Below are 7,220 nucleotides of genomic sequence, written 5' to 3' on the forward strand. Positions count from 1 at the left end.
GAAGTGGTTAGTCGTCTTGCCATCTTTGCCTTCAACGGCTTTGATTTCAGGCGTCTTCCCATCAACACCATTCTTCAGGGTTGCGACAGTTTGGCCGTTGACCTTGATGTCAAATCCTTCACCAGTTTCGTTGCCGTCTTTGTCCTTGGTTGGCTCAATGGTTGGAGTTACCCCATCGTTACCATTCCATACCGTCGTCACAGTGTCGGCACTGCCGTCACCATGCGTAACAGTGATCGTGGTCCCACCGTTCGGATGATCTTCAGTAACTCCTGCCGGCGTTGCGGTGATCGTATCTCCGGACTTAGGCGCATCGATTTCAGCCAACATCGTGTCATTAGTACCATCGCCCTTCGAGCCCGGTATATAGAACACGATCTTACCATCATTAGTTGTCTTGATCTGAGGCGTCTGACCGTCTACACCATCCTTACCTTTTTCACCATTCTTAACGGTGAACGAGCCTGCCGGCTGACCATCTGCGGTGATCTGGTACGTAGTCGTCCCGTCGCCATTGTCGGTGCCATTTGGATCAACAACTGGCGTTACCCCGTCATTACCATTCCATACTGTCGTCACGGTGTCGGGACTACCGTCAACATGCTTAACGGTGATCCTGGTCCCGCCATTTGGATGATCAGCGTCGCCTTCGATTTCCTCAGCAGTAACTGTATCCGCAGCACTTGCTTTTGGCTTGGCAACATAAATAACCCAGATGTCTTGGCCGTTTGTCTTGAAGGCTGCATCGGCTGAACCATTATCCGGTAAGCTATTGATCTGGCCGCCGTTGATGTCAGCAGTCGCATAGTAATACAGGATGCTGGTATCAAGCGTTCCGCCTGCATCAGGCAAGTCTTTGCCATCACTGTTCAATGTGTCTGGAATCTTATATTGAGTGGAGTAATCTGTGCCTTCTGGACCACTAACGGTTACAGGCGGTTGCAGTTCGATGCCACCCACGTTCTGATAGACATAGTGAACAGTCCCTGTGCCTTGGGCTGCTTCAGCCTTGGTATAGGTCACAGTGATCGTGATGTTTTTATCTTCGTCGTCGGCTGCGGCAAGTAAACCAGCTGCGGCTTGCTTGATAGACTGACCATCGTCGCCTACCGTTGTTTCGGTCACTTGTGCCGGAGTTGGCTTGGCGCCATCGACTGACTCAGGAGTGAAAGTTGCAAACGGTGCAGTTTGCTTCCAATCGCCATACTTAACGACCTTGTTAGTCGTGTCGCCTTCTTCTGTGTAGTAAGTCCGAGTGAACTCAACTTTCCCAGTCTCTAACAGCTTCTTCTGACCGTTCTGATCACCGTTAATTGTGACATTCAGGAACTTATGGGTATCATCATAGTTCACATCACCTGGCTCATTTGGTGCAGGGTGCTCGACCAATTCAGCCTTTTCTTTGTCATAGTTAATGGTGAAGGTGATTTCTTTATCTTGGTCTGCTGTCTCAGCCGCCATTGCCGCAAGTTCTTCCGTGACGGTTTTGTGATCATCATCTTGGGTATCCTGGTCAATTTTTGCTGGTGAAGCCTTATACCCATCGTAAATTACCGGTACATAGCCAGAGGTCATGAACTTGCCAGTGTCATCAACAGTCCACTCGCCATAACCTTTCACGCCACTGTCAGGATCGTTATTATCGGTCTGATATTGACGCGTCAAAACGATGTCATTTTCGGTATTATCTTGCTGCGTCGTTACACCGTCTTTTGTCATCATGATGAGCGGGTGCAAGACTTTATGCGTGTCGTTGTAAAGAGGATCTGTCGGGTCTTTCGGTGCGTCATGCCACTGCAAGTCAGGCTGGTTCGCGCCGTAATTGACCACGCGGGTTGCAACGAAATTCGTCACAAACTTGCCAAGGTCTTTGTCAACATTAACTGCACTACCGTCAATTAAAGTGGTTTTACCATCACTAGCCATCGACTTCTGGCCGGATTCAGGTAAACCAGCAGACGTAATCGGCTCATTCGTTTCATCCACGATCGTACCGACCGCGTTGGCAACTGGTGGAATATCACTTTCAGTAATGGGCGCCACCAGAACATCAGTGTCGCTGCCGCCAACGCCGGTCGGATTAGTGGTCCATGGCGTGTACACAGCCTTACCACTAGCATCCAGCGTCGCCGTACGATAGATCTTGATTGGTGTCCCTGTCTTCTTAGCTGGGGCGCCTTCACCGGTATACACAATGTCAGCTTGCAACGTCCCAATTAAATAACGCGAGGTCACTGTAAGTGGGTTGTCCGGGCTCTTACCAGGATTGCCCGGGGTGAACACTCTCGGCCCGTCTGTAGCGTACTTGATCGTCAGCGTCTGGGCAGTCTTAGTAAACATCGCATCGGTCGTGCCATCGGTGGTGATCTTGTGACCGGGGACGTCTTTATTGAGGGCCACGCTTGTAATTGAATCGCCAATATTGCCTTTAAGATCAATTGAAGACTGGCCATCAGTATTCTTGATTGGCTGGTTATTTTCGTCCACTAACTTAACAGTGATCGTACCCTTTGTTTCGACTGGCGCGTACTTGATTGTCAGCGTCTGGGCAGTCTTAGTAAACTTCGCATTGGTCGTGCCATCGGTGGTGATCTTGTGACCGGGGACGTCTTTATTGAGGGTCACGCTTGTAATTGGATCGCCAATATTGCCCTCGAGATCAATTGAAGGCTTACCATCAGTATTGGAAATCGGCTGGTTATTTTCGTCCACTAAGTTAACAGTGATCGTACCCTTAGTTGCGACTGGCGTGTAAGTGATCTTCAGTTCTTGTGGCGCCTCGGTATAGACCTTATTGAGCGTACCGTCACCGCCACCGGTTATCGAACGACCAGTGACTTTCTTAGCTGCGTCCGGAACTACGATTGGATCGCCAATAGTCCCGCTATAAGACAACTCGGTCTGACCGGCGTCATTGGTAACGACCTTACCCTCGGTATCCACCAATTTGACCTTAACGGTGCCCGTTGTGGTCTGGTCAGTCGTTCCGGTACCACCATCAACTGGTTCATACGTCAGGGTAACGAACTGGTTTTCGACATCTGTGTACGTATAGTGTACTGCAAGAGGATTTTCCCCCTTCAGCTTGTACCCTTTAACAGTCACAGGAACACCACCGGTCTTAATCGTTATACCAGCAGCGTGTGCTCCTAATCTATAGTCAGGCAGTAACGTATTGCCAGCTTCATCAACATATTTGACCCAGGCGACGTATTCCGTTTGAGCCGCTTTGGTGCCTTTGTAGGTGATCGTCAGCTCATCACTACCATAATCAGTGTATTGGTTCGGGTTGGTCAACCCCATAGTCTTCATTGAACTATTTAGACTAGCGAAATCTTTGGCACCGCTAAAAGAACTTTGAATCTCATTAGCAATCACTGAACCAACATCAAGCGTCGTCTTTGCTGGATCAAAAGTATACCCACTAGGCGGATCCAGTGGATTGAAGTCAATTTCGCCATCTTTTGCGACATAAGCAGTCTTTGCTGAGCCAGAAATCTCCGTCCCATTTTCGTCCAAATACTTGTAAGTAACTGGGAAGCCGTCAGTTGTTGGGGTGGTATCTCCTGGATCATCCGTACCGGTTGACGTACCGCTAGCATCGGTTTGATCGACATAGTACAGTTTAGTTGTCCCGGCACCGGTACCTAAGTCATCCGCACCTTTTCCCACCGTAATGGCGCCTTTGAGCGTCACTGGTTGAGGATCATCGCCGGTGACGACATGTGTCCCCTTATCCACAGTCAAAGTCGATTTCACTGTGGCAGCCATGTCAGTCAGGATACCTTTTTCAATGACTGAGGAGAGAAACTTCGCAGGATCCGCTGCAACATCACCGCCGACCCACCAACCTAGGCCAAAATTGGCTGCAGCCCCAAATCCCAGCCCGAATATTGGAACCTTAGACCAGGCTTTGATCATCGAATTGATGCCTCCTTGGAAAGCTTGTTCCAAGTCGGCCGTTAGATTCGGGACGTCATCAAGATCCACGGTGATCATGGTACCATTATCACCTTTAGTCAGTGTCGCCGCTGTTGCAAATGGCGTTTGAACAGTGAATTTCTGGTTGAGTTCATTTCTAAAATCCGTATCACCGGATATGCTAACGTACTTATCGACGTGTTCCTTAATATCATCAATAGTTTCTGGTTTAGCAGATGAATTGTAATTCATCACGGCAACCAGCGTCGCATACGGATCGATGGTAAAGTTCAGTTGACCTTCACCGTTGGCATCAGTGACATTGATGCCTTTGGGAACCAAGACTTGAACATAAACATGATCGCCTGCCAGATCGGTTGACGGATCTATCCCCTTAACCGTGAACGTGGCTTCGGCTTTCGACTCACCAGTGAAGTCACCACTTGGCAAGGCTTTGTCAGCCGTTTCGCCTTTGTCATCAACAGTTTCCACCGTTAAGTCTGTCGTCTTAAAGACCGACTGGGCAACATTTCCTGCCGCCAGCACCTGCAGCGTCTGGGGGACCCCGGTTTGGTCATATGCCGCGGCTGCAGCGGCTTTGGCCGCCGCCAAATCCGCTGCACTTGGATCCACTAAGGTGGTCGTCTCGCCGGTTGACGAAGGCAATGCAGCGGCTGCCGTCTGGTCAGCCGCGCCATCGGAGGCCGCAGTATTAGCTTTGCTTGGCGCATCATTGCCTTCGCTTGCGGTAGTAGCGGCTGAATCAACTGTCACTGCTGCCTTTTCAGCGGTCGGCGCATTGGCGCTGGTTGCTTGGGCTGCTGAGGTCTCACTAGACTGTTGCGTTTCAGCCTTGGTCGCTGTATTTGCCGCTTGAGCAGCCGGCTCAGTGGCTTGGGAGGCAGCTCCCGGCGCTACCACGGCCGTCGGTTCGCTGGTGTGCCCGTCCAGAGCGGCCTTCAGGATAACCGTGCCTGTAGCCTTCAGGGCAACACTAAAATGACCGTTCGCGTCTGCGGTCTCCGTTTGGGTGGCCCCATCCGCGGCAGTCGCCGTCACCTGCGCATTGGCAGTCGTCGCGCCAGTGATTGTGACCACGCCATTTTCGCTCTTAGCGGCCTGGGCACCCTTGATTTCAAGCAGTGCTTTGACCGCCACAGTCTTGGTCGTCGGTGTTGGCGCAGCGGCCGTTGATGTCTTCAGCACAGCAGAGCTTGCGGTTTTCGCCTCACTTGCACCTGGGTCGGCAGCGGCCGCGGTCGCATTGGCGCCTTGATCGGCAGTGGTGTCCGCCTGAACAATGTTTCCTTGAACAAATGGCAAAACAGTAAAGAAGGTGGTCACTAATCCGGCAAATACCCATTTTTTACCGTCTTTGAACATCTTATAATGAACTTTACGATCAGCTTCAGCTCTTATAGAGCTAATTTCGGAACGTGACTTCATCATACTCCTCCTTTTTCGTGACTCCCCCGCGATAAGCAACATGTTTACAGGGTTTACAAATTCAACAATAAGTTGAGTATATCATTCGAATTTTCAAGACTCTAGTCAGGTTTCAAAAGAAATGTTTATCTTTTCTAGAACTATTGAGCAAGACTAAAAATTACGCATGTCATAATTACCGGCAATTGTTATGTAATGATAGTCGAAGACTATTTGTGGGAACAAAAAAAGTATAAGATTCTGATAACTGAATATTTTGGTCTTGTTTTAAAGAATGCCTTCCCAGTGAATGAGGATTTCTCTTAATTGTCTCTATTCAAGTCCGGCAAACGTTGGCTGGCTGTGCATCCGTGCGATCAATGCGTCAGACCAGTGGATAAAGAATAATATGGTGTCTTGACACTTTCCGACTCCGCGCTTAATTCCTGGCGAAGCAATTGAAGCTGTTCGCATCTGGAAGTATCGATCAACGGCAATTGGCATTTGCTTGCGCTGTCATTTATTATTTTCCCGAATGCATGCTCACTTTTTCCTTCCGGACGGCAATTTTTCTCCAGGAATCTCGGACACTGGTCCAGTTCTGGTTCCCGGGCACCTTGCCATGGGTGAGCCTTCGCCTAACCCCAAAGCGCAGCAAGGAAGCATGCCGCACCCTAGGCGAGCATCGGCGGAAAATGCAGGCCTGAGCCTATGATAAAATGGGCACTGGCTGATTCTCACTTGAACACAAATGACCTCGCAGCGACGCTCAGGTCAGGAGGGTAACGATGTCTAACAGATACGAAACGCAGATCGATCACATTATCAACGGCTCTCTGAGCAACCGGATGAAGACGTCCTTGCACTGGTACGACTTTGCCGATCTCGCCGCCACAATCCATGACTACCTGAACGCCAAAATGGTCCTTGCCAGCTTAACCGCTAGTGAGCAGCAGCTGCTCACCACCACGGGGCAGGCGCTGGCGATCGACAATGGCGAAGCGGCTGCCGACGACATCTATCTGGCCGCTTCTTTTCCCCAGCTAGCCCGCCTAAATTGCATCATCGCCGAAGAACGGACTTCCTGGGGACATTTTACCCAAGACATCAATCAGGAACTGGCCGACTTCAAGCAGCGGACCGTAGCAGTTAGGAAAATTGGGGAGTCGCTTGAACCAGCGACACTCTCCAGCATCTCAATGCAGCCTCGACAGGGCTGGGTGGCGTTGCCATTTCTCTACTTTGAGGAGCTTCTCACTGGCTATTCGCAGACGCATCAACTGACAACTAACGACCTGACCATGCTTTTTGGCAGACGAATGGTTCAGGCGTACTGGCCGCTTAGCCAATCGCTGGTTCCCGATGCGCCCCTCTTCACGTTCTTCAACTACCTCCGTGAAAACGGCGACTGGCTGCTCGACTTGATCGATCAGTTCAGCCCGTTAGCTGACCACAACATCACGACACTCACCATTTTGTGGCTTCAGTGGTATAAGCACGAGAAGACCTTTCACGGCTTTGAAGAGGTCGCGTCCGCCCAAAATTCGATCCGGCAAGCGAAACGAATCAGTCAGCTGCTGTGCCACCAGGAGTACGAAGCGGCGGGCCAACTATTGATTCAACACCTGCCGGGCTTCTGGGATTAGCCGTCATGCTAAAAGCCCCACAATTATGAGATTCATCACCAACAATTGTTGGGCACACCATTCCCCAAGAGCCAAAAATGGAGCCAATTCCTCAACACTAGTGACATATTTCGACTTTCGCTCACTCAGGGAGAGACTGCATTATTTGCACGACGGATTTACAATGCAAGTGCAACAAATTAGCTAAATAGAAAGACTCATAGCCTGAGTCCTTGTAAAATGGAATCA

At 50.2% G+C, this 7,220-nt stretch carries 2 protein-coding genes; one reads left to right on the forward strand and one right to left on the reverse strand.

The features are described from left to right. On the reverse strand, positions 1 to 5,367 hold a 5,367-nt coding region (locus tag EKM85_RS05390; RefSeq protein WP_164510677.1), incomplete at its 3' end, for a KxYKxGKxW signal peptide domain-containing protein. A 767-nt stretch (positions 5,368 to 6,134) separates the two neighbouring features. On the opposite strand from EKM85_RS05390, the gene EKM85_RS05395 reads away from it, so the two are divergent. After that, positions 6,135 to 6,992, forward strand: coding sequence for a hypothetical protein (locus EKM85_RS05395; RefSeq protein WP_125585254.1), 858 nt, complete (start codon positions 6,135 to 6,137; stop codon positions 6,990 to 6,992). Positions 6,993 to 7,220: the final 228 nt, after the last annotated feature.

The organism is Lacticaseibacillus jixianensis, assembly GCF_003946485.1.
In the GTDB taxonomy this organism is placed as follows: Bacteria; Bacillota; Bacilli; order Lactobacillales; family Lactobacillaceae; genus Lacticaseibacillus; species Lacticaseibacillus jixianensis.

Excerpts from the sequence above, each read along its gene's own strand:
- EKM85_RS05395 (WP_125585254.1), top strand. The coding sequence starts at position 6,135 with ATGTCTAACAGATACGAAACGCAGATCGATCACATTATCAACGGCTCT.